Origin of the sequence: Paenibacillus sp. PK1-4R, assembly GCF_030369595.1 — a bacterium.
GTDB lineage: Bacteria > Bacillota > Bacilli > Paenibacillales > Paenibacillaceae > Paenibacillus.
In genome coordinates, this window is sequence record NZ_CP126535.1 from 3772002 (window position 1) to 3794382 (window position 22381).

Consider the following 22381-nt stretch of genomic DNA (forward strand, 5'->3'; position numbering starts at 1 on the left):
ATAATATATTATATCCATCATATTTTAAAGGAGTCAATACTCCATTTGTAGTCGCTCTCCCTTTGCTGAAGATGCTGATATGTGAATTGACATTAGATAATATGATAACTATAATATTTTAAAAAAACATTAAATATAGACCTTTACAAAGGGAGGAAGCCTGATGCCTTATCCGAAAGGGCACAAACTCAAAGTTCGGAACCATATTATTACCAGCGCAGCCAAAGCATTTCGAACCCACGGCGTGCGGAATATTAGTCTTCCACATATTATGAAAGGTGCTGGACTGACACATGGGGGATTTTACTCCCATTTTGAAAATAAGGATCAGCTTGTGATGGAGACCTGTCATTTCGCCATTAGTGACACCATTGAAATGCTGCAGAGAATCGCAGACAAAAACAAAGAGGAAGATCAGACCTCGATTGAGGCTGTCATTGATTTTTATTTAAGTTCCCTGCATCGAGATCAGACGGAAGTCGGTTGTATCTTACCAGCTTTATCGGGAGAGGTATCCCAATTATCGGAGGATATTCGGCAAGCTTACACACAGGAGTTGCAACGCTTTATCGCGTTTATTACAACTATGGCTGGCATGAATACCGCTGATGGTTATGCGTTGGTAAGCAGTATGGTGGGTACCGTTGCACTTGCACGGGCAGTTAGTGATGCGAAGTTCAGTGATGACTTGTTACAGGCAGGTCGTGAGCAGGCCAAACAAATGGTAAAGGTCGGTTCCAGGTAACAACGACATTGATGAAACAGAGGAATGGGGGATTGATCGGATGATCATTAGAGAAGCCCGTATTGCAGACTATCCACAATTGAGACATATTTATTTGGATTCCCGGCGGGAGAGCTTTCACTGGGCTAATGCCGATGAGATGAGACTAGACGATTTTGACCGGGATACATCGGAAGAACAGATTCTTTTGGCAGAGGAAAACGATCAAGTGCTTGGATTTGCATCACTATATGTACCTGACCGCTTTATTCATAATCTGTTTGTGCACCCGAGTGCTGCCGGCAAAGGGGTGGGAAAGCAGTTACTCCGGCAATCCGTGGCCGTATTGGGAACGCCAGTCACATTAAAGTGTGTCTCTGATAATGATAAAGCACTCACATTTTATAAAAAGCAAGGCTGGAAGGCTGTCGTAGAAGAAGGTGAGCCTGGATCAAGATATTGGGTTCTACAATATAAGGATTGAGGGAAAAGAAGACATGAATATCAGAAAAATAAACGAAAATGGAGTATCTATTGCTTACGTTACGAGTGATGAACAATTAATTACCGATGTTCAATCCGCTATCGATCTTATGGCTACGGTTCGATATGAGGCCGATTGTCACCGTATTATAGTTAACAAATCTGCTGTCAGTGAAGTATTTTTTGATCTGAAAACACGGCTGGCAGGTGAAGTGTTGCAAAAGTTCATCAATTACCAGACCAAAATTGCGATCATTGTGATTTTTCCGGGTATACCAGCAAAAGTCTTCGAGATTTTATCTATGAAAGCAACAATGGGAACGATATATTCTTCGTAACAAAGGAAGAACTGGCTATTGAAAAGCTAAGCAAGAACAGTGATCTAAGTTAACTAAAGAGAGACTGGAGAGATTAAGATGAATATTGTGTCATATCGAGAACAAGATCAGGAACGACTGGTTCAGATTTGGGAGAGAGCTGTTCGAGCAACACATACATTTTTGGAGGAGCAACACATTCAATTCTATCGGGATGTGGTAAGCAAAGTATTACAGGAACGGCAAGTCGAGGTGTGGGAAACTCTAGATAAAGAACATCAGCCTGTCGGTTTTATCGGGTTGCAAGATAACTTTATTGAGATGTTATTCGTCGATCCAAGTCAGCATGGACAGGGAGTTGGGCGTCGGCTGATTGAACATACCATCAAGATCAAAGGACACCACCTAAAGGTGGATGTCAACGAACAGAACCCTGGAGCTGCACAATTCTATAGCAAAATGGGGTTTGTTCAAATCGGACGCTCCGAATTCGATGGATCTGGTAATCCGTTCCCGCTGTTGCATCTGGAAATCTCATAAAGGATAAGAATATTCCCGTTGAAGTCGCTAATTTAGCAGACTGGCAGCTTCGTGCCAGCTGCAAAAGGACCGGCTCCTGACCAGCCGGCGCTTGAACCCCAAGTTGCACTGCTTAGCGACGACATGCTGTCCTTCCAGGGCAAGACGAGATATCGATTGTCGATGAAGACGGGAATCCGATGGGACCATTCACGTTCAAGGGCGAGATTCTCTCTCCGGCTATCGGCTGGACAACCCACCACTCCATTGTGCAAGTTGAAGACAAATGGTATCTGACAGCTCCCTCGGAAGGCGTCAACCACAAGCGGTGCGTTAAATATTCCGAGCTAAAATACAACGAAGACGGAACGATTCAGAAGATCAATCCTTATCCGGATGCTGAGTAAGCTGGCAGGTTAGCGGAAACAGATACAATTACAAGATTAGGCATAACATGAGGCAGCTCCTGACGGGGCTGCTTTTTTTGATAGGAGGATCAATTGTGTCACTCAAACGTAAGATAGCCCGGATGATCGCTCAAAACAGGGGTTGAGTCTCCCTTTACAGGAGACTATATACTTGCTCTTAAGTAATTAGTCGCAACACGATAAAGGAGCTGGGTATATGAGAAATCTGGAGGCTATCGTCATCCTATGGAATATTGCGGTTATGGGATGGATTTTGGTTGGACAAGAGAAAAGGGAGCGAGGCTTGATTATTAGCCTTGGCATATCGGTTATTGTAACTCTTCTGCAAGGAATACTGGAAGGCATGCGTTGGCAGCTCTTTCCTGCTTACGCCCTGGCTGTTGTACCTCTCTATATGCTTGTCCGAGCTAGACTCCCATGGTCTACACTGCTAAGAAGCTCCAAATCAAGCGTAATGAAAAGGAGCATTGGAATGATAGCAGCTGTCATTTATGCTTTTGTAGCTGTAGCGCTGCCACTATTACTGCCGGTTTTTACTTTTTCAGAGCCAACAGGAGTTTATAAGGTAGGAACCACATCTTATGAGTGGACAGACGCAACAAGAGAGGAAACGTTTACTCCAAGTGATGGTGATAAGCGTAAACTTAAGATACAAATTTGGTACCCTGCTAATAAGGATTCAAAGGCAGATTTAAGTCCATACGTACAAGACGGGGCATTATTGGCAGAAGGCTATCACCGACTTTTAGATATGCCAAAGCAGTTGTTTAACAGTATAGGCTATGTAAAAACACATTCACTTGAGAATGTGGACATCTCAGATGAGGAAGCAGCTTACCCTGTCTTGATTTTTTCACATGGCTTGAATGGTCATAAAAATCAAAATACATTTCAAATCGAGGAAATTGCTAGTCACGGCTATATAGTCGTAGGTATTGACCATACCTATAACAGTACGGTTTCTCAATTTTCCGACGGTACGGTTGCTTACTTTACTCCAGGACAGGATGAGACGGTCGAGATGATGGATCAAACCAATGAAATATGGTTAGCGGACGCCAAATTTGTTTTAGATCAGGTCGAAATACTGGCTGCTCATGATCCAGATCATCGTTTTACAGGCCGAATGGATTTGGAGCGTATCGGAATGTTTGGACATTCCTTTGGCGGGGCAACAAGTACACAATTGTTAATGTCCGACCCTCGAATCAAGGCAGCTTTGAATATGGATGGTGTGCTTTATGGTAAGCTGCGAGTGCCTGAGGGGGGCTTGAATAAACCGTTTCTTATGATGAGTGCAGATCAATCCAGATATTTTGAGCAATATATTCAAGATCCCGCACTAACTGCCTCTTTGACAGATTTGTTCAAACGATATGATCATATTACAGATGGCGGAAATTACTGGCTAACACTGCGTAATATGTCGCATATGGGTTTCTCCGATCTGTATCTGACCTCGCCATTATTTGAATGGATGGGAGGTATAAGCTTAAAGGACTCGTATCCGATGATCAATGCATACACGCTGGATTTCTTTAATCATTTTTTGAAGCAGGAGCCATTGAAACTGCTTGATCAAAATATAGGCGAGCATAAGCTGTTTACGTTAGAAAAAGGCGAGAAATAAGCTGAAAAGCTGGAAGTAAAAAGCCAGTCATTCTAAACTGCAACCGAGTTGTCAGATGTTGTTCTGACCAATGGTTTTAAGTTGACGGTGTCTGGCTTCTCTATGGTATCTTACAGGTTAAATCTGCTGAAGCTTCCATCTCAAGCCCCGAAATAACAAGTCGTCTCTTCGGGACAATTGTTCAAATTTTGGACTAAGTATGGAACAAAGCCTAACAGATCGTTTAAAATTTTTGGTTTCGAGTTTGTTTATATGGGCTTTTATCGTGTGAAGGAACTCCTTGCTGTGATTCATAGTGTCAGAATGGGAATATAGCTTTATTGCATCATTAGCAATAGCTTGAACATAGCTGCTATGAGGTTCGTAGTTGTTTCTCAAGGCAGTACTTAATCGTTTCTGAATACTCTGCATGAGACGGACCCATTCCTTAGTCTCGTAAATTGGATGCTGAGCGATGTTAACGAACAGAAACTCCACACGTTGGAGATCAGCAATAAATTCAGGGGAGCTAATCAGCTCTTTTAACTCCTTCCATGCCATGAGTTGCTTAGCAGACAAATTTTCCGGAGCAAGAATGTACTTGTTGAAGTAATGGAAAAAAGCATCTTGCCATTCTGCTGGAATATCTGACATAAAACCGATCTCTTCTATTTTGGCTAAAACAAATTGCTGTCTGTTTTGTTGATTTTGCTTTTGGATATGAACTAATTCATGAATGTGTGAAAGAAAAGGGGAGGGGTTCTTCTGGAAATCCTTGCTGTGATCATTAGTTATACTTCTGGCATTATTCAATATCGCAATCATGCCATTCAATGCTTGAACCTCCGTTTGTAACGTTTCTATTTGCCAATCCAGAGAGGTCTCCATCGATATTTCCCCGGAAAGCAGTTTCTTGATATCATCAATTCCGAATCTTAGTTCACGAAGTGTTTTAACAAGCTGTAGACGCCATATGGCCTCTGTTGTGTAAAAGCGGTACCCGCGGTTATTCACAAAGGATGCTTTTACTAATTGTATGTCATCATAATACCGAACCGTTTTTACGCTAGAATCTATCATTTGCGCAGTCTCTCCAATGGAGAATAAAACGGTGTCTGCTGTTTCTTGTTTAAATGTTTGCATATTAGATAGCTCATTTTGTTTATGCTGCATAACTTTCACCTCTGTCATTGTAGTATATCATCTCCTGTTAGGGGAGACTCAATATGACTACTTTCCGGGCTCAGATCGCAGCACACTATAATAAGGGATAGAGTGAAATATTGAATTATACGAGGGAGATGCATTGATACACTGACGGAACAGCATTTATCGCATGAATTAAGCATCGGCATCGCAGGATATCCGTATCCTGCGATGCCGCTGTTTTTATATCTCTTAGTTGCCTGCCTCTATGAACAGAATGGCAGGTTACATTGAATTTTAACCCCGGGTTTGTAATCTTTCTGCTAGGGAGGGAAAGCAACCTATAATTGAAATAATGTGTGCATTCTATATAAACAAGGGGGAAAGAATTGTCGAGGGACAAGAATATGGTCCCATTAAAGTCGCTATTTTAGCGGCTTTTTTGTTTTATCGGTATAAGTTCTTGTCCCGAGCCAAGGACAAGAACTTGTACCGATTACCGAAATGGACAAGAACATAGTCCCATTGCCGATTAGGCTAATATCTAATTGTTATTTTGCCTGTTAATTCATTAAGCTAACGGGCAGTTGATCATTTTTCCTGGAAAATAATAATGAAAGAACACAAAGGAAAAGTGTATTACGAACGTGAGACGGTGGAACTTCGAGAAAAAAGCTTACGAGCTCAAAAACTTGTGAAGACATATAATAGTTGCGATCCAGAGGAGAAGAAATAATATGTGCGACAAGACAACGCAAAAAAGATCACTTCATTGTAGAATATAAGAATTATGAGATGGGCGGGAATTGTACATTTTTTCGGGGGAAGATCTTTATTATGTGTACTAGCAAAGAATAAGCGGGGCTTATACAAAGTATCGTTTAAAGTTTAACCTCATGAGTACCGGTTCACGCTGGGGAGGGGTTGTGGAAGGAGCATGTATCGGTCTTACAGTCATCATTCTAGTTATTACATTCTACACCGGGAGATTCCAAATTTATTTGTAAAGGATTCACTCCGAATATCTCCTGTTTTGCAGCCGGAGGCGTTGTACGCAACCCCTATGAAGAAGCATCAAAGCCCTGTATAGCATCTTCTTACTCTGGTTAGTTGCGTCAGCTGCACCATTATCAAAATTTATGAGGTGAAGAAATGTGGTTTTGGAAAAAGAAGCGCAGAAAAGCTATGTCGGAAAAGGCACCTATTATCGAAGCACTCAAAACTCCTAAGGTTTATAGTAAGCCTCCCCCTCCCCGTAAAATGGTCACAGATTGTTGGTGCAGTGACAAACAGCAGGAGTGGACTTTTGATCAGTCATTAGGCTGTTGGTACGTGGAACGGGAATGTGAACGGTGCGAGTATTACTGGGAAGGGCCGGTGTACCTCTACGATGATCCTAATAAACTGGGAAACACGTTGGAATAGGGGCTCATGAATTAGACCGGATGCAGAATTGACTCTAGATCCGGCAAACAGCAAAGACCATGGGGACGCAACTGTAACTTACAATGAGTCAATAATTTATAAAGGAGTGACGCTCATATGGGACAACAAGTATATCTATCGTCAAAAGAAGCAAGTTGGATCATCAGTTTATTAGACTATCATGACGCACCTGTCAGTAATGATGACAAGTTAGTTTTAACGAAAATTCGAGAGAAAGCCAATTCAGTAGCAGTGAAAGCCAATAGAGTCAGACGTGGCCCAAGAGACTATAACGGGCTTTCCGGATTTCTCGCACCAGATGGTGTATTTCATGAGTGTGCTTATCAGGAGCATAAAGACCTGGCTGTGAGACTTGTGGAGCAATACAAAGTAGAGCTTTTTGAAGGTGACACTAACAAGGTACCAAATTTCATAAAGTTTGGATGCCTACCATGGGTGGACAAACAGGGGAATTCTGGTTGTCATGTGCTCGGTCAGAATAAACCAACAAATGAACAAGTGACATGGCTACTTACTAAACTGGATCGAATGACAGACGTACAGCAGCGACTCATTCTTGGAGAATTGCATCACTGGGACATTGATGTATCTGACAGGTTAACCGTAAACAAATTGTAATTTAGTACGACTTAATTACAACAATAAAAATTCCATGAAGAGGGTTTTGAAGATGAGTGTGAATTTAGATAACCAGAGTTATAAAGTATTCGACTTAATCGATGATGGGCAGATACTCTGGACGGCAGGCGATCAATTACTGTTCAACTATCCAGGGCGATCTGAAGACACGAGTACTGCAATTACAATCTGTCCAGGTAGCGGTATTGAGAATATGCTAGTTCGTCCAAATAGCGGATTAGAGAAAATACTCCTAACCTTGGAACATGTCATTGTTAAGAATAAGAAATTAACTGAGGATGTATCAAACTCCCAAGTTTCAATTCATGGACATACGGATCTGACCAATGCAGAAATGGATAGGGACAAAGCTATTCAAGAACTGAGAGATTATAAATCTAAACGTGGTGAAAATCTATGCGAAATGCTTGACGCACAAGCAGAAGCTAAATCGACTCAGATTGGAACTTGAAGAAGCAAAGAAAGCTCTTTTACGAAAATCAACGATAGAGCTAGAACGGACGCTTCTGGAGATCTGGTTAGCGGCAGGTATTGAGGAAATCTACAAATACAAAAATAATATAAAGGCCTACCGGCGAGAAGGACTTACAAGATTTGACCTTATTAATGACCTTACATATCAGTTATTCCCTGAAGTTGAAGATACCGCTAATCATCACGATGCTGCTGCAGAAGACTTCAAGATGAGGGTAGATGAACTCTTGGCCGCGAGAGAATTAATTCCTTCAATGAAAACACAGTCCTAATAACAGGAAGGAGTGGTGGAGAATGAAAGAGACTGAACTGTTCTTGCCAGTGAAAACCTGGCTTGAATATGGAGGGAATTCTGTTTTCTCAGAGGTTCAGCCTAAGAGGGGAACACTCCGCAGGGCCGACTTGCTTGGGCTACATGGTCCAGTTGATACGGTAGTTGAACTTAAAACATCACTTTCTCTCGTCTTACTGGACCAGTGTGTAGGTTGGAGGGAGCACGCCAACCTTGTTTACGCTGCTGTCCCTGCTCCAGTAAGATACGTGCACGGTCAGCTCATAAGTAACTTTGTGCCAGAGCTTGCGCTTGAGATTATGAAAATGTATGGGATAGGTCTTTTATATGTGTCAGAGGAAAAGGTACACAACGTCATTAGAGCAAAGCTAAACCGCAAAATAAAGCCAATTCTACGCGAAGCTCTAACGGAGTATCACTTGACCCACTCACCGGATGCAGGAAGCAACAAAGGCGGTCACGTTACCGCATATCGCACTACCATGCTCAGGGTCAGGGAATTTCTTGAACGGATGCATGACCGCTATGATCATGAACGTGCTAACTTAAGATGCCAGGATGGATGGGTGTCACTGCCGGATCTACTGGAGAGGTGCAGTACGCATTATTCATCGCCAAAAAACAGTCTTGCTGCTGCGCTATCAAATTATGAATCGGAATGGTGCGAATGTATGTTAATCAGCGGGAAGAGGCACTACAGACTTAAGCCAGATTTGTTGTCAAAACGATCGAAGAGTTAATTGGACCTACGCATCACAGCTCAAAATTTCAAGGTTTAGGAGAGGAAGAATTAACATGAATATAAACGCCATGACGGATAAACAGCTAAACGCAGCGCTTGCCGATTTGACTTCATTTGAAGGTATGGATGAATATGATGAACCCTGCTACACCTATGAATGTTCCGCTTCACTGAAAATTCAAAGTAAGGCCCTTCAAGTAAACGCTGAGAGTTATGTAACAAATTTATCCAACCTGATGGAGGCGAACATATTCTACAGTGTGGAAGGTCATATGGCGCCGGAAGGTATCGCTTGGTTGTTAGACGCTACACCTTTACAGCGGGCAACGGCTGCTTATATGACACTAATGGAGGAATCACACCCTCAAGATTGGGAGAACGAATTTAAGCCAGTAGAGTTGACTAAGAATACATTTGATTTATGGATGGTGTGGGACAACCAGGAAGGCCTAATGTGTGTGGCGGAATACAACAAGGCTTCTGAAGAGTATGAGGGGAAAGTTGAGGCAGTGAAGAACGAGTTTTCTTCTCATGGATCTGAAGGAGAGGGACGCATAGTACTTGCCAGAATTGAAAAGCAATCTTTTGTGAGTACCGAGAACGAGCCCGAGAATTCGCACCATGTGATTGTTTGGAACGAGTATGAGCGAAAAAAATCACCAGATGTTGGGATAAGTCAGCAGCACATGAAGATTGAAGAGAGAACAATGTTCAAATTCCCACGTCAACCAGATCAAGATGGTCGATGGGTTATCAATTTTAAGTATTTTGATGGATTAGTGAAGGAACTGCATGAAAAAACTGAGCAAATTTTGCTGAAGGTCAAATCGATGACTGCAGACGGTGAATTGGATGTAGGTGGAGAAAACAATTGTACAACAGAGGGAAAGGACATAACTAAAATTATGCCCTGGATATGCATTAATTGTAACAATAAGTGGGTAGACAGCCTCCTCATCTGCTGGGAGAACTGTCCGGAGTGTGGCGGTGAATCTCAACATGAATCGGTTAGAGAGTTACGAAAAGATGATGAATGGTACACAGAGGACTGATTAGCCGTTATCTTATCAGTATCTGGACACTATTGCCCTGCAATATTTAAACAATATGAAGCCCGTCATTTGTTTGACAGGCTCATCAAGGAGAATAATAAATGAATGATTTAAATTCAGACAAGCCATTTGGTAGCTACGCAGCTCATCAACCAAACTATGAAGATTTCCAGCAACTCGGTAAGCAGGATGACTATATTTTTCAATCGTTAGTGCATCTTGGAAATGCTTCTCATCACGTATCATGGGGATTAACAGTCCTGGAATATACGGATGTACCTGTGGAACTGCAAGAAGAAATACGCCAGCTTCAGCGGGCTATTAGAAACGTACAAGAACAACTCAGAGCACGTAAAGATCCAGGGGATGGCCAAAAACCAGTAAATACGAATTCAGAAATAATCCTCAATGCTCGGCCCTTTATTGTAGTACCTGAGAAATAATTAAATCTTCATCGGTGGTAATTAACATTTGCATTCAGGCATGTATGGTGCAGTTACCAGGTATGACTATGAAGGTCAAACTTAATTGTTGTATATATCAAAGGAGAGTTCGCATGGAATACGCAGTAATTGATCGCGATGGCAGCAAGCACTTGGTGCATGTTTCCGAAATTGAATACCTTCAACGTTCCAATAGTTTGATTGAGATCGCTCCTCACAACAAAGATGAGTTTCACATCGTTTTCGGTTTATATAAACCACAGTCTGGAATTACTTTATCCGGTGAATTAGTAAGTATTCAATCCATTTTCCAACAAATTATCGGAGAGAGATTGGTCTATCTTCAGGGTCCATACTGTATCCAACTACAAATGGTGGACATTCAATTTTATCCTACTTTGCAAAGCGGCGTTCCTTTTGCAGCTTTAGTTGAAGGAAAGATTGAGCTAAATAGAAACACCCTTGCCTCGTTTAAGCACGACGATAATATATCTCTCCAAGATAATATCTTGAAAAGAGAAGGTATTTTCTCACTTGAACGAGTGGTAATAGGACGAAATTTCACTCTTGAAGATTGGAAAGCAGTGGCGGCACTAAATGAACCCTCTCAACATTCGGATCAGTCAGAACGAGATGAGCGACGTATAGATACCAGAGAAAATAGATTACAAGAGGTGTTGCAGAAGAAGAAACTTAACTCACACACCCTATATGCATATATATTGACACACACCTACGGCATTGATGACACCTTATGCATAATGAATTCATCTATTGAACCACAGGTCATGGAAATTTTAATTGCTTACATTCAGTTGCAAGCTTCTGACATTGACCCGCATTATGGAATGTCGGAAGACGAGGTTATGGACATAGTTCTCATGTTGTATGACAACCCCGAAGAGATTACTGAATATGATCCAGATATATGTGAAATCGATATTTTTATCAATTGGGAAACATGGTGTGGATATGATAAAGAGATTATGGATATGGAACTTTTCAAACAAGATGAACTTCAATCCGTCCTACGAAATATCGTACTCGCGAATGATACCAAACTCAAGGAGTAATCAGTTCCAACTTCATAGATACCAAAGGATTCAACAACTTATGTAGAACATGATGACGGGAGAAATTTTCAAATGTACCTTATCAATAAAATTCCTTTTCTAGCATTTGCTTTGTATTACTTAGTTCTATCTTTATGGGGCATTGCAGGTCTTATTTTATTTCCAGAAAGAACTGAACATTTGATTCTTATATTTGCTGGTTGTGTTGCGTTTTTCAGAATTCTGAAGTTTAAAGAAAGCCTTAATCGACAAAAAGCTTTTCTAGGCTGTTGTGTGCTGGGCTTGATTACTTTATTCATCCTTATTTCTTAATCGTATTGTGTTGCAATCATTGGAGGTTAGATTTTATTACCTATCACTTGAGATAGAAACGTTCTTATAAATACCTGAGTAAACATGTCAAATGATCGCCTATATTTACTTACTGGGGGGGATAGTTGGATGGACAAAGAAGGACTTTGGTTAGTTTACGACAACGAAATGGGTTTAATTTGTATTGGAGATTACGATTTATGTAATGCTGAATACAAAAGGTATGTAATTGAAGCAAAAGACTTTGTCGGAGCATTGGATCAGGGGATATTTATTGATACCACGGTCGAGGGGATTCACCTGGCAAGGGTGGAGAAGAAGTCACATATAGTTGAAATGGACAAGTGGGTGTATGAATGGAAAGAAGAAAATTATGATTCTACTCCCAAATTAGATAATAATAAGCTGCGGCAGATCACTTGATCTAAAAAATCTTTCGTATGGTTTCATTAGTGAGTTTACCTGCTAGCCCAGAGACTCTCCAGAGGAGACTGAATTAATCAGTCTCTTTTTTGTTGACTTACAATCCGAACGCTATTACATTGAAAGTTAATTACGTGATAATCAAGGAGGGCTTCCAGTTTGGACACAATTGGTGATCGTGTCCGCATGCTTCGCAGCAGCCAAAAGCTAATCATGGACGGTTTAGGTAAAGTTATGCGTTGAAGTACATAAACAGCTACAGGAACGTAGAGTTACCATAAAGAAGCTTATTAATGTGTGGTCACGGTTGGGGTAGCTAGTTAATCTAGGTGTTTTTGTATTTAGAAAATAGCAACATCTGGAGTCGCTTAATTTTAGCGGCTTTTTTATTCTAGTAGCGAAGGTCCACAACGGCCTAGGAATTTCAAGTTATGAATTATGTTATGACAGCAGCCATATGACGTAATCCCTTGAAAACAGGGAGACAGAGCAAACAGTCTCAAAATCAGACCATGTATTCCTTATCTTTTATTCTTTCAACGAATCCAGATGTTGACTCAAACAGTATAGAACCATTTTTGGCACATCTCAATTTTTAAAATTCTATAATGAATCTATATATTATAGAAGAGGAGAAGTTATTATGATCAAATTAGTTTTATTTAAGTTATGTAGCGATACTATTAGATTTGCTATTAAAGCAAAGTATGTCTGGGCTTTATGGATCACATTATGTTTATGTAGCTTTATTGTTCTTCTGCGATTTAATGTTAATGCTGCTGCTGATCTAGTGATACTTTCATTCTTATTATTCGTTGTAAGCGTAGCCGATCGACTTGTCTATAAGAAAATCACCACCTATGTGATAATGAACCGATTTATGAAAACTCTTCACATGAATCTCCCAGAAGGTACAGTAGATCGTCACGAACTTAAATCAATTGTTTTAGAACTTATAGAAGCACTCGAAAAGGGATCTCGAAAAACAAAAAAAACGTACCGAATGAAGACTCACCAACGAATCTTAGATCAGCTATTAGATGATAAGTTTCAAGAGATAGTCTCAGTAAATTTTGAACAGACCGGAACCGGAATAATTTATGAAAAAGTTGTGATGGTATCATATTCAAGAATATGGAAAAAGAAATACAAGAAAATAAGGACTCTCTTCTTATTAGCTCCGGAAAATAAATTCGAGGTGCAGTTGCAATTCAAAAATAGTATGTTGGTTGATTAAACTCATGTTTCTCTTATAATGCAACCGGCTGGCCAAACCATAGGGCAGCCGGTTATGTCGAATTTGGAAGCACAATTTATCCACATGGAAAAATAAGGGTTAATTCTCATCAAGCAGACTCCCAATAATTATCTTGGAAGTCTGCTTTTTTGAGACGTAACCCTTACTAAATGGATTATTAAAGGAACTTTAGCCGAATGGCACGTCAGACGCACGTACTTCAATGCTTCCACTTACTGTACCATATAGGTGCCTATTCTAACTTTTTTTTGGATTCTGTGACAAAATAATCAAATAAAAGGAAACTATTTTCCTTTTTGGGTGTCTATATATGTGAGGGAAATCCTCAAAACTGGTTATAAGGAGCGTGAATGTTATTGAAATATAAGAAGACTTGGTTAATTGCGGGTACGTTTGGCCTAAGCTTCAGCTTAATGGGCAACGTGTCAGGAGACCAACTCGGGGCAGGAAAAGAAATCCAAATCTAGGCCTAGCAGCATTCAGTTCTACAATACACTCCCAGGTACGTCGGACAACGAGAAAGAAAAAGCCCTCATTGAACATGCAGATGCTATCGAACTGCTATCTAAGCAATTGCATACAGATGGTATCAATCTTGAAGAGGAAATGTTATGACGTAATATTAAAAAATAGGAGGTTTTTTATTATGTTAAAGGCGAAAAAGGTCTTTTTGCCAGTATTAATGATTTTGTCTATTTTCTGTTTAAGTTTATCTCCAAATTTGAGTGTTACAGCACAAGCGGATAACAGCCAAGATTTTGCTGTAGTTATAGGTAATGAAGCCAAGGAATTGATCGATGCAACGCTACATGGAGTAGAAGCAGGTGAAATTGAGAATATCGCCCCTGTCTCTGCTTTTGATTTGGAAAAATCGAGTGTGTACACGGTTGGCGGTGGAGTTACGGTTGTTACAGTTCCTTTGAATGGGGATTACAGCCTTCCTAGTAACGTAACAGTATTCTTCGATGAGGATAATACCGTATTGCAGACAAATGAAATGCTGGTGACCCAGAATGAGGCAGGAAACTTCCGAGTTGAGACGTATTTGAATGGATCAGTTGTTAAATCCGTGGACACTGACAGACCTTATATCACAGATGAAGAAATGCTTGCAGAAGAGCCAGTTAACTCTGGAGTGCAACCAAATAGTGTAGGCGCAGTGGCAGGTTGTCTTGGAGCAGTACTTGGAATTGGTGGTACGGCGGCTTATATTATTGCGGTCGCGTGTGGGGGTTCGTGTGCAGTACCGACACCAGTGACTGCTCCGATATGTGCTGCATGTATTGGTGCATATGCAGTTCTTGGTGGTGGTGCTATCGCTGGGGCAGTAGCTTGTTTCAATTACCTGTGAGGTGATTTGATGAACAAGATTTTAGCGATCTCGGTTTTGGGGATGGGTTTAACTGGTGCTGTTTTAATCATCTCAGTTGCTCTGTTGTTTAACTCTCCAATAGGCAATGTGTTGAAGATGGTTACCGCTGCTTCAGCAGCATCGTTTATTGTATTTGCTGTCTCGGCTTTGGTATTTCGTCGGCGATTAGATGCTGAAAAAAGAGAGTAATATATTTATACTTCCTCACTTTAGGACGAATGATTCCCAGTAGCAATCCTAACAAATGTTTCTACTCAAGAAAAAAAGCATCTCCTCCAGGAGATGTTTTTTTCTGCTTATCTTCAGAAAATAATGAAATATATCTCCTCCAACATGCATTCTCCCTACAAACACCCATGCCAGAAAATAGAATCTTCTGTTTTATAATATATAGAGTTTATTTCTATTGAGCTGTGTCCAGCCCTAACCTCAAATTTTCAGCAGCCCTCACCGGCAAGCCGGTTAACTTTACCCTTGCTTTCGGATCTACTCCTGTAAGTGTTTGTGGACCAGCCGTTTTTGTGACAAGGGTTTGGGAGAGCGGCGGCGAGACGTTTGACGAGTATAAGTCCCTGTTAGCCGGGGAAGCAGCAGCTATTGTAGAACTGTTAAGACGAGATCGGAATCTTTTTGATCCAAGCGAATTACATAGACATTTAGGATGGGAACTGTAATGTTCGGTTTTTAAGACACTTTAGACTCATGGCCAGCTCCTGCATCTTGCCTTTTTTTCTTCAAAACCCGAATGTTTAAAGTGTGGCCAATTGAAAAAACGACTCTGAGCCGAATAAAGGGGGAATATCCATATGGGGTAATAAGGAAAAAGGAAGAGAGAGTTGTTATGAGGAAAGATAGAAATACCGGAATGGTACGTAACGTGGATGCCTTGGGGCGTATTGTATTACCGATGGAATTGCGGCGTACACTTGGGATTGATTTTGGCAATCCTTTTAAATACTTTGTAGAAGAAGATGATGAACGTCTGATATTGAGGAAATCTCGAACCCAGGAATGTATGTTTTGCTCTTCCAAGGAAGGGCTGTCCTATTTCAAAGAATATTTCATCTGCGGTTCATGTTTGGATCAGGTTCCGGAAACGACTGAAGGGGGAGCGGCATCCAATCCTGAAGTGGACGCTACGTTGGAAAAAATAAGTAAACACTGAAATAGAAATAAGTATTAAACCAAAACGGACGCTGAGCAAGGAAACACTAAAACTCCTCCGGCTGGAAAATGTCATGGAGCCGAGCCAAGAAGGGCAAAGACCGGTGGTATTCCATTCCTAACTAAACGAAGGAGTAGGGCTTTTTATTTTATTGGTGTGATCCTAATTGGAAATGTCCACATCAGGAAGGCCGTAACAAAGTAAAAGGAGCTATTGAAGAAGATATAGAGTAGGTTTTTTAGGCTGTGTTTTATATGCATCTATTTAAACTTATGGGTTAAAACATCTTCCTTGACAACCAAAATGTGGTATGTCATCATATTTAATAGATCAAAGATAGTCAAAGTCTAACATGTGTGGAATAACTTTGCCAAGAAGCCTATCATCGTGATGACTTTAAATTCCCATCTCAGGAGCATGTAACAACAAGATAACGAGAGGATGATTATTACATGAAAATCGTCTATCATGCATCACCGCAAACGGATCTGAAGGTTATTAAGCCCGGGTACAACAATGAAGGCAGAGTATTTGCAGCGGTCGATTTTGACATGGCTCACGCCTTTTTAGGTCGCGAAGGGCGACGGTGGACTATGGGGCAACATAGGAAGAATGGCATTCCCATTTTTACTGAAAGAGTCTTTGGAGCGTTTGAATTCCGGTATCGTGATGTACCAGGAGCAATATATAAGTTAGATGCCGGTCCATTTTTCACAGAACCTAATCGTTGGATTGAGGAAGTTATCACGGATACCGCCGTCACCCCAATTGAACCACCCATAGTCTATACCGATGTCCGGAATAAATTGCGTGAGATGGACAAAGCCGGGCAAATCAAGATCGAATGGTGGAGTGGCCAGAAAGATGATCAAGCGATTCTCGACTATTGGCTCAGATCAGCAATTGATTCAAAATATCATAGCTTTGTGATTCAAACTGCGCGTGCCTATTTGGAATATACCCGACCACACCTTCGACAAGAATTCGATCAACGATTAAACCGGCTAACGTAATTTGATCAACCAAAAATATTCCCGGAATAGATTATGACATATGACTGTACATAATTCTCATTCATCCCAACAATCTCATATAGATAGACTTATACTCCGCATGCTAAGGTTAGGGCGGAGGTTTTTGCTTATGCTAAATAAACCATTAAAACTAATGTTATTACAGCCATTAGTACCTGGTGACATAAAAAAAGATTGGAAGTCCAGCATGAAGTGGGACGGATTTAGGATATTAATTCATTACGATAATGGTACTGTACGTGCATATACAAGACATGGAACTGAAGTAACTGAACGTTTCCCGGAGCTTCAAGAAATAAAATTATCAGTTAAAACAGCTATCCTGGATGGAGAATGCATCGCTTTTGATGTTACTCAGCCTACAGATCAGCCACCAAAGATCTGGTGGGACGATGCAATGACCCGTTTTCACACGAAAAAGTCTACCGCCGTCAAATCAATCTGTAAAACATTAAAAGCTCACTTTCCGATATGGGACGTTTTGTGGGTCGATGGCCAGTCGGTAACGACGATGACATTTGATAAGAGGCGTGAACTTCTTCAGACGGTGTTAAACCCATCTGAGACAATATCCATAACACCTTTATATGATGACGGCCTCCAGCTCTTCTTAGGAGTAAAACAACAGGGGTTAGAGGGCATAGTTCAATACAACAGTGATGCACCATATTTTTTAAATGCAAGACCAAAAGATGTAATTACAAAAATAAAGGCATATCAATATGTAACTTGCCAGATATCAGCAACTCGAAAAGGAGCATTTGGCTGGGGGCTACAATTGAATGGCAAACACGTAGGGATACTTGAATTCCCACCACATAAAGACATACTGTCTAAGTTTCATTCTCAAGCCAAGAGGCTTGTAAGAAATGAGAATAAGGATTGGATTTATCTTGAGCCAGTTGTAAGTTGCCAAGTTCGATTTCAGTGCTTTACCAAAGATGGTAAACTAAGATCACCAATAATAGAGAAACTAGTTGATTTGACTGTAGCATAACGAGGTGCGGAGTCTGGGAGAATAACAATTCCCCACCTGGACCTATAACGAATTTTATAGTGAGGTGTATTCGTATGTGCGGCAGATTTACAATTATTGATCCTATTGATAGCATAATGGAACGATACCTGGCTTCAGACACTAAAGGTTTTGACTATCGTCCAAATTATAACGCTGCCCCTATGCAGTTTATTCCGTCAATCATTGCAACCAGTGATGGTAATCGCTTAGGCTCACTCCGGTGGGGCTTGGTACCTTCATGGGCTAAAGATGACAAAATCGGATCTAAGATGATAAATGCACGAGCTGAGACGCTAACCGAGAAACCTGCATTTAGGCGGCTGGTCAGTACCAAGAGATGTATCATTCCCTGTTCAGGTTTTTATGAGTGGAAGAAGGATGAATCCGGAAAGCAGCCAATGCGAATCCTAATGAGAGATGGCTCCATTTTCTCGCTCGCCGGTCTGTATGACACTTGGTTGGATCCGGACGGAAACAAGTTATCAACGTGTACCATTATCACCACGGAACCAAACAGCCTAATGGCCGAAATCCACAATCGAATGCCGGCCATTATAAGGCCACAGGATGAATCCGAGTGGTTAAATAGAGAAACGGACAATAAGAGTGTTACAAGCCTTCTCAGACCCTTCTCAGCGTCAGAGATGCGCGCATACAAAGTTGATTCTTCAGTTGGTAATGTGAGGAACAACAATATAGCTCTGATACAAGAAGTTTCTTAGGCAAATGCTTATCTAGAGTCCAACGGGCTCGAATTTGTTCCAAACAAAAGAGCATGACTCAGCAACGTGCATTGTTTTGTATTTTATTAAACAGATCTATTGTTTCACGTACAAACAATGGACTATACCAGTTATCTGACCCATCCAGCGCATACCCACCATTCAACCCAACAACTAAATTACTTAAACCGTTTCGCTCAGTTGAATAATTAGCTATCCATGCTCCACCACTAGCACCAGGTCCAAATGGATTTCCTTTCATTTCAACAACGTTGCCTCGAACATCTCCCTTCGTTCCATCAACGGCGTACATTTTTTTTCCCTCTTCATAATTAAAGGGATAGCCAATTGAACGAAAACTGTTGGATGGATTATTAATCTGTAGGCCAATCCAATCATTAAACGGTTTATGTGTAAAAGCAAAGGCATAATCAAATGATCGGCGTCTAGTACCTGTGCTCCCGACGAAATTGTCTGGGGTTTCTACCCTGGTAATAGAGTAATCATCTCCACTAGCATTATCGTATCCTCGGCTAAATAAGAGGTTTGTGTAATACTGACCATCTTCAGAATTTCTTACACAATGACCAGCAGTTAAAATAATGCTACAGTGTCCAACAAATTGAGCCGAGCCAGTACGATCTTCTTTGGTTCCATCTGGTAAAGTAGCTGTAAAAAAAAACTTTCCTCCAACATGATATGGGAATTGCGCTACATCAGCCGGAAATGCTGTGCCAAGCATCTGTAAATTAAAATTCATGTTAGAATTATTGCTTGGGATAATTGAACAGTCATCATTTTCTCTGTTCTTGTCCTCAACTTGGAAATCACTGCTGTTATAAGCAGGTGGAGATATTGGTATCGCTTTTAATTTTCTTTCTGGTGTCCAGTAAGCTAAAACTTTTACATATTCCTCTTCTGATAAGCTAATCACATGTTTTCATCCTTCATAATCGAATTTAGTGTAAGTGTTCCCACAATATAGAAATCCATGCATTTGAATAATGACTGCGAAAGTCGATTTATGTCCAGCTGCCTTCTGTCCAGTATGTAAGCTCAGGAGTGTGGCCGTAACAAGAATTGTTGTTCTCCCACTGGGAGAGGCTGGCGACTCCTGGAATGGGGGAGTGAAAAAAGAGCATAGCGGCAAATTGCCGCTATGCTCTTTTTTGGTCCTACAAGCAAACTGATCATTTGATCGGGATTATTCGAGATTTACAACTTTGCTAGCGAAGCTCATTATCTTAGCACGTATATTGTCGAGGGACAGGAACATTGTTCCAATGCCGAAGGATGATTGACAAATAGGCCATCTTGGACTGGCCATATACATTATACAAACAAAAAGCGCCGAACTCTGAGTGAGTGAGATGTCGAGGGACAAGAACATTGTTCCATCCAAAGTCGCTATTTTAGCGGTTTTTTTTGTTTTAAGGAACCAAGTTCTTGTCCCGAAATGAGGACAAGAACATTGTGTCATTTCGGATTAGCTAGTTATCTAAAAAGTTCTAAGTGGAACTATTGTGGCGGGATAAAAGCATATGAATATAAGACTTCACTTGAATAACGATTTTTTTGTTTCAGGAACTAGGTTTTTTCGACCAAAGGCAAAGAACTAGTTCATTGTTGAAAAGGTTAAGAATATGGTACCAATATTGATAAAATTCTTTATCGGTTTCATAAAGCTAACGGGCAGGTTAGTTTCAACTTAGGTACTGGCTAGTATATAATTAGTAAAACCATGTTGCCTGGAGGAAAAAATGAAAGAAGATAAAGAAAAGGTCTATTATGAACGAGGAACGGTTGAACTACGAGAGAAAAGCATACGGGCCCAAAAGCTTGTGAAGGCTTATAATGACTGCGATCCGGAAGATGGACAAGAGAAAGAACGATTGATTCGAGAACTATTTGGCAGCGTATGTGAAGGTTTTAGCATTGATCATAATTTTCATTGTGATTTGGGTTATAACATTCATGTTGGTCGTAACTTCTATGCCGGGTACAATTGCACCATATTGGATATGGCGGAGGTTCATATCGGTGATGATTGCATGATCGCACCTAATGTCGGCATTTACACGGCAGGTCATAATGTCAACCCCAAGGACCGAAATAAATCTGGTTACGGTATTCCTATAACGATAGGAAATAATGTTTGGATTGGAGGGCACTGTGCAGTTCTTCCAGGTGTTTCAATAGGTAATAATTCCATTGTGGCTGAAAATCTGGCTGAAGCCGAAAAGAAACAAATGATACTTTTATACGAAAAAGAAGGGCTTTATGAAAAGCTTATGCAGCTTGATCCAAGCCAGGCCGATACAGTGGTAATGAAAATGATCGAGAACAAAGAAACGGCCAAGCTAAAGGAGTTAGTCTTACACCCCGCAGCGCTCCCTCCCATCCGGACAGCGTAGCACCATTGTTCAGAGAAAATAAAGTATTAGACCAAGGTAGTTAATTTGACGCGGTTAAGGGCTTAGAAAATCGTCAGATATTGAAAAATAAGTTTTAGACTAAGCCTTGCAAAGAGTCATAAGAGCGAACATTATTAGAAAAAAAGAATTAGACTGGTAAGGTAACTTGCAGCTGGCCGCTGCCAGCGTGCCGAACCGGCGTTTCCAGAAGAACAACCAGGAGCGTGAGCTGCAGCTTCGCCGCGCAGCTGGCGCCACCGGCGTGCCGATCGCGCCGAACCGGCGCTTCCGGAATACGGTCAATCAGTCTACAACTTTATTTTCCCAGTCTAATTCTTTATTTTTCAGTCTAACACTTTATTTTCTCTGAACAACCATAGCGCCCACCGGCGCAGCTCACACCCAGGACGGCCACGGCCGTTCTTTTATTCGTCTCTGAAAGCATCGAGCAGCCAGGCATGCACCAGGAGCGCGAACGGGCTATTTACGCATAACTCATGGCTTTTTGTAACAAGATATAAATACTGTAATTAAATTCAAGGAGAATATAAAATGGATAACTTACATGATCGACACCCAAGAACTAGAATACCTAGTGGCAATTATATTAATGCACAAATGTGGTACTCAAGAAATGCAGATACTGGTGGGACTGGTCACACAAGAATAACTCAACATATGAGAGATGCTGAAGCCCTATTTTTATCTTGTAATAGAAGTTTTACGATTAGAAATGTTTGGGCATTTTCGGATGGGGAAGATTCGTATGCATCACTTGACACTCGCCTAATAGCAGAAGATATAGATATAGGCCCTGATTTATCTCAAGATGCCATAGATGTTTATGACACAATGAAAAGGTATTTTCCAGAAATAAATGTGTTGGTTTGTTTCGTAGAAGGAGACAATTTTATAAGAAATGGTGAACCTACTGAAGTTATCGGTCATACACGCCAACTTGATGATTCCAATTACATTATTCTAATAAGTGGATTGGCCGAACCTCCAACCTTGGCACATGAGTTAGGACATGTACTTAATTTTAGTAATAGGGGTGGTTCTGCTGATGATCCCGATCCGTTTCCTAACCAGCCTGAACATAATGCCAATCCTGATAATCTAATGTTTCCAAATGTAGGCGGTACCAATATAACACCTCAACAATGTGATCAATTTTTCAACAGTACAATTATACAATAATGTTTGATGCTTTATGCGGTATCGTCAGGGAAAATGTCTGCTTAGTAACGGAAGAGATTATCATAAAAAACGATTT

The 22381-nt window shown here is 40.8% G+C and carries 25 protein-coding genes and 2 pseudogenes; 25 read left to right on the forward strand and 2 right to left on the reverse strand.

Going from position 1 to position 22381, the window contains the following annotated elements; all coding sequences use genetic code 11:
- The first annotated feature begins 163 nt into the window (after nucleotides 1-163).
- The 6 genes and pseudogenes from QNO02_RS16285 (at nucleotide 164) to QNO02_RS16310 (ending at nucleotide 4101) form a co-directional block, all read left to right on the forward strand.
- Complete coding sequence (locus tag QNO02_RS16285; protein ID WP_289389325.1) at nucleotides 164-745, forward strand: TetR/AcrR family transcriptional regulator; 582 nt, start codon at nucleotides 164-166, stop codon at nucleotides 743-745.
- A 40-nt stretch (nucleotides 746-785) separates the two neighbouring features.
- Nucleotides 786-1208, forward strand: coding sequence for a GNAT family N-acetyltransferase (locus QNO02_RS16290; RefSeq protein ID WP_289389326.1), 423 nt, complete (start codon nucleotides 786-788; stop codon nucleotides 1206-1208).
- Between the two features lie 13 nt (nucleotides 1209-1221).
- Nucleotides 1222-1598: pseudogene (locus QNO02_RS16295) on the forward strand (DUF4180 domain-containing protein).
- A gap of 25 nt (nucleotides 1599-1623) precedes the next feature.
- Nucleotides 1624-2064, forward strand: coding sequence for an acetyltransferase (locus QNO02_RS16300; protein WP_433581115.1), 441 nt, complete (start codon nucleotides 1624-1626; stop codon nucleotides 2062-2064).
- A gap of 36 nt (nucleotides 2065-2100) precedes the next feature.
- A pseudogene (locus QNO02_RS16305) lies at nucleotides 2101-2450 on the forward strand (alpha-N-arabinofuranosidase); the annotation flags it as partial.
- A 217-nt stretch (nucleotides 2451-2667) separates the two neighbouring features.
- Entirely contained in the window at nucleotides 2668-4101 is a 1434-nt protein-coding gene (locus QNO02_RS16310; RefSeq protein ID WP_289389327.1) for an alpha/beta hydrolase family protein, read from the forward strand.
- Nucleotides 4102-4218: 117 nt separating this feature from the next.
- Here the strand turns inward: QNO02_RS16310 and QNO02_RS16315 are convergent, their stop codons facing one another.
- Nucleotides 4219-5271, reverse strand: coding sequence for a MerR family transcriptional regulator (locus tag QNO02_RS16315; RefSeq protein WP_289389328.1), 1053 nt, complete (start codon nucleotides 5269-5271; stop codon nucleotides 4219-4221).
- Between the two features lie 568 nt (nucleotides 5272-5839).
- Between QNO02_RS16315 and QNO02_RS16320 the strand changes: the two genes are divergently transcribed.
- The 17 genes from QNO02_RS16320 to QNO02_RS16400 all read left to right on the forward strand — a co-directional run bounded on the left by QNO02_RS16320 (nucleotide 5840) and on the right by QNO02_RS16400 (nucleotide 18691).
- Nucleotides 5840-5962, forward strand: a complete 123-nt coding sequence (locus QNO02_RS16320; RefSeq protein WP_289389329.1) for a maltose acetyltransferase domain-containing protein — start codon at nucleotides 5840-5842, stop codon at nucleotides 5960-5962.
- Between the two features lie 806 nt (nucleotides 5963-6768).
- Nucleotides 6769-7290: a hypothetical protein gene (locus QNO02_RS16325; RefSeq protein WP_289389330.1), complete on the forward strand. Its 522-nt coding sequence runs from the start codon at nucleotides 6769-6771 to the stop codon at nucleotides 7288-7290.
- Nucleotides 7291-7342: 52 nt separating this feature from the next.
- Nucleotides 7343-7762: a hypothetical protein gene (locus QNO02_RS16330; protein ID WP_289389331.1), complete on the forward strand. Its 420-nt coding sequence runs from the start codon at nucleotides 7343-7345 to the stop codon at nucleotides 7760-7762.
- Nucleotides 7752-8057, forward strand: a complete 306-nt coding sequence (locus QNO02_RS16335; protein WP_289389332.1) for a hypothetical protein — start codon at nucleotides 7752-7754, stop codon at nucleotides 8055-8057. The genes QNO02_RS16330 and QNO02_RS16335 overlap by 11 nt, the downstream gene beginning before the upstream one ends.
- Nucleotides 8058-8079: 22 nt before the next feature.
- Nucleotides 8080-8817 (forward strand): hypothetical protein, encoded by a 738-nt coding sequence (locus QNO02_RS16340; protein ID WP_289389333.1) that lies wholly within the window; start codon nucleotides 8080-8082, stop codon nucleotides 8815-8817.
- Nucleotides 8818-8872: 55 nt separating this feature from the next.
- A complete protein-coding gene (locus QNO02_RS16345) occupies nucleotides 8873-9871 on the forward strand; it encodes a hypothetical protein (RefSeq protein ID WP_289389334.1) in 999 nt (332 codons plus the stop codon).
- A gap of 101 nt (nucleotides 9872-9972) precedes the next feature.
- Nucleotides 9973-10314, forward strand: coding sequence for a hypothetical protein (locus tag QNO02_RS16350; protein WP_105410446.1), 342 nt, complete (start codon nucleotides 9973-9975; stop codon nucleotides 10312-10314).
- Nucleotides 10315-10427: 113 nt separating this feature from the next.
- Nucleotides 10428-11387 carry a hypothetical protein gene (locus tag QNO02_RS16355; protein WP_289389335.1) on the forward strand — a complete coding sequence of 320 codons (960 nt, stop codon included), beginning with the start codon at nucleotides 10428-10430 and terminating at the stop codon, nucleotides 11385-11387.
- Between the two features lie 72 nt (nucleotides 11388-11459).
- On the forward strand, nucleotides 11460-11699 hold the full coding sequence (locus tag QNO02_RS16360) for a hypothetical protein (protein WP_105410444.1): 240 nt from the start codon (nucleotides 11460-11462) through the stop codon (nucleotides 11697-11699).
- A 129-nt stretch (nucleotides 11700-11828) separates the two neighbouring features.
- Nucleotides 11829-12122, forward strand: a complete 294-nt coding sequence (locus QNO02_RS16365; protein ID WP_289389336.1) for a hypothetical protein — start codon at nucleotides 11829-11831, stop codon at nucleotides 12120-12122.
- A 643-nt stretch (nucleotides 12123-12765) separates the two neighbouring features.
- Nucleotides 12766-13359: a hypothetical protein gene (locus QNO02_RS16370; RefSeq protein WP_289389337.1), complete on the forward strand. Its 594-nt coding sequence runs from the start codon at nucleotides 12766-12768 to the stop codon at nucleotides 13357-13359.
- Nucleotides 13360-14026: 667 nt separating this feature from the next.
- Nucleotides 14027-14731 (forward strand): hypothetical protein, encoded by a 705-nt coding sequence (locus QNO02_RS16375; protein WP_289389339.1) that lies wholly within the window; start codon nucleotides 14027-14029, stop codon nucleotides 14729-14731.
- A gap of 9 nt (nucleotides 14732-14740) precedes the next feature.
- A complete protein-coding gene (locus tag QNO02_RS16380; protein ID WP_105408717.1) occupies nucleotides 14741-14941 on the forward strand; it encodes a hypothetical protein in 201 nt (66 codons plus the stop codon).
- Nucleotides 14942-15593: 652 nt separating this feature from the next.
- Nucleotides 15594-15917, forward strand: a complete 324-nt coding sequence (locus QNO02_RS16385) for an AbrB/MazE/SpoVT family DNA-binding domain-containing protein (RefSeq protein ID WP_289389340.1) — start codon at nucleotides 15594-15596, stop codon at nucleotides 15915-15917.
- A gap of 452 nt (nucleotides 15918-16369) precedes the next feature.
- A complete protein-coding gene (locus tag QNO02_RS16390; protein WP_289389341.1) occupies nucleotides 16370-16930 on the forward strand; it encodes a hypothetical protein in 561 nt (186 codons plus the stop codon).
- Between the two features lie 130 nt (nucleotides 16931-17060).
- A complete protein-coding gene (locus QNO02_RS16395; protein WP_289389342.1) occupies nucleotides 17061-17948 on the forward strand; it encodes an ATP-dependent DNA ligase in 888 nt (295 codons plus the stop codon).
- Nucleotides 17949-18022: 74 nt separating this feature from the next.
- The gene (locus QNO02_RS16400; RefSeq protein ID WP_289389343.1) at nucleotides 18023-18691 is read left to right on the forward strand and encodes an SOS response-associated peptidase; all 669 of its coding nucleotides are present in this window, start codon (nucleotides 18023-18025) and stop codon (nucleotides 18689-18691) included.
- Between the two features lie 58 nt (nucleotides 18692-18749).
- On the opposite strand, the gene QNO02_RS16405 is transcribed toward QNO02_RS16400, so the two are convergent.
- Complete coding sequence (locus QNO02_RS16405) at nucleotides 18750-19625, reverse strand: trypsin-like serine peptidase (protein WP_289389344.1); 876 nt, start codon at nucleotides 19623-19625, stop codon at nucleotides 18750-18752.
- 826 nt (nucleotides 19626-20451) lie between these two features.
- Here QNO02_RS16405 and QNO02_RS16410 point away from each other — a divergent pair.
- Together QNO02_RS16410 and QNO02_RS16415 are read left to right on the forward strand one after the other, a co-directional pair.
- Nucleotides 20452-21105: a sugar O-acetyltransferase gene (locus tag QNO02_RS16410; protein WP_289389345.1), complete on the forward strand. Its 654-nt coding sequence runs from the start codon at nucleotides 20452-20454 to the stop codon at nucleotides 21103-21105.
- A gap of 552 nt (nucleotides 21106-21657) precedes the next feature.
- Nucleotides 21658-22305 (forward strand): M78 family metallopeptidase domain-containing protein, encoded by a 648-nt coding sequence (locus QNO02_RS16415; RefSeq protein WP_289389346.1) that lies wholly within the window; start codon nucleotides 21658-21660, stop codon nucleotides 22303-22305.
- The last annotated feature ends 76 nt before the right edge of the window (nucleotides 22306-22381 follow it).